This window comes from Mycobacterium sp., assembly GCF_049673265.1.
In the GTDB taxonomy this organism is placed as follows: Bacteria; Actinomycetota; Actinomycetes; order Mycobacteriales; family Mycobacteriaceae; genus Mycobacterium.
Map to the genome: position 1 here is coordinate 1 of NZ_JBATXN010000610.1, position 1,795 is coordinate 1,795.

Annotated in this window: 1 protein-coding gene; it reads left to right on the forward strand. The window is 60.7% G+C overall.

The window, feature by feature from the left end:
- On the forward strand, positions 1-1,517 hold a 1,517-nt coding region (locus WBF82_RS20610), incomplete at its 5' end, for an APC family permease (RefSeq protein ID WP_424384790.1).
- Positions 1,518-1,795: the final 278 nt, after the last annotated feature.

The window sequence follows — 1,795 nt, forward strand, 5'->3', positions numbered from 1 at the left end:
CAATAGTGCTGATCATCTGCCTGGCGAATCTGCGGGGCGTACGGCAGTCCGGTCGGGCGTTTGCGATTACCACGTATTCATTCGTCGCCATGATCACCCTGACAATCGTCACGGGCTTCATCCGCGAGATGCTGTGGGGCTTGCCCAGATACGTCCCCGATGCTGCGGGAGCTGTGCGCGCCGGCAATGGCGGTGGGCTGGTGATGGGCGCGACGATTCTGGTGCTGTTACGCGCATTCGCCAATGGTGGTTCATCATTGACCGGCGTAGAGGCGATCTCCAACACGACCAACGTCTTTCGTGAGCCGCAAGGCGTCAACGCTCGTCGAGTCCTCACCGCCATGGCCGTCATTCTCGGTTTCTTGCTGATCGGTGTCTCCTGGCTGGCGCACGTCACCCACACAACGCCATACAAGGACGAGTATCCGTCCATGCTGTCCGAGATAGCCCGGACAGTATTCGGCGCAAGCGTCGTCGGAAACGTGTTGTATTTTCTGGTGCAAGCGTCCAGCGCCGCGATCCTGTTCACCGGCGCCAACACCGGCTTCAACGGATTTCCCGCATTGGCCAGTTTCGTTGCCGAGGACCGTTTCCTACCCCGACCGCTGACCAAACGCGGCCATCGCCTGGTGTTCTCCAACGGAATCCTGCTGTTGGCGGGGCTCGCTGTGGCGCTGCTACTGGTTACCGAAGGATCGGTTAAGAAGCTGATCCCGTTGTTCGCGATCGGAGTGTTCGCCGGATTCTCGATGGCCGGCTACGGGATGACCAGACACCACTTCAGGCACCGCGAGCGCGGCTGGCGATATAAGGCCGCCATCAATCTGTGCACCGGCATCCTGTCGACCATCGTGGTCGGGATTTTCTTGACAGCCAAGTTCAAAGATGGCGCCTACCTCTTTGTCATTGTCTTCCCGATACTGGTGTACACCCTGATGCGGCTCAATCGGCAGTACCGTGCCGAGGCTTCCGTCTTGGAGATGTCGCGCACCGAGCGTCCAGAATTCGCGAAGCATGCGCGGCTCCGGGTGATCGTATTCGTCGACTGTATCGACCTAGCCGAAATCGAAGCGCTGCGCTACGGAAAAGGGTTGCACGCCGACGACCTGCTCGCCGTCCATTTCGTCGTCGACGCCGACCATGCCGCGCGGCTGCAGGAAAGCTGGGAAGAATTCGATGACAACACCCGGTTTCTCCTGGTCGACTGCCCCAACCGGATGCTGAGCCGGGCCGCTCAAGAGTTCGTGATGCAAGTGATGCATGAGAACCCGGGAAGCAAGGTCACGGTATTGCTGCCGCGGCGCACCTTCTCACCACTGCTGGGCCGGCTGTTGCACGATCGGACGGCGGACAAGATGGCTCGGGCCGTCAGCCGCATACCAGGTGCGACCGCAATCATCGTTCCCTACGACATCGGATCCCGGATATCCCGCCCTGCGCCCTACCCGGTCGAACAGTCCAGCCCGCCGGAAGTCGAAAGGCTGGAGACGGAGATCCTGCGCGTCGACGCCGACTGACGCTGCCCGCGGACCCCGGCGGACCCGGATTCGCGATCATCGACCGACAACCGAGCGTGCCCTTTACACTTCTGGCGAACCAGAGGATGGGATGGGACTGAGGTCGTGACGGCGTCGGACGGCGAGCAAGAAATACGGCTGTCTTTCTCGGAAGTCTGCAAGCGGATTTTTCTCGGGAAACCGCTGATTACCGAGGAATTGTCGACCGAGCATCTGTCGAATCCTGTTGCTTTGGGCGCGCTTTCCCCGGATGCGATTTCGTCGACGGCGTACGGTCC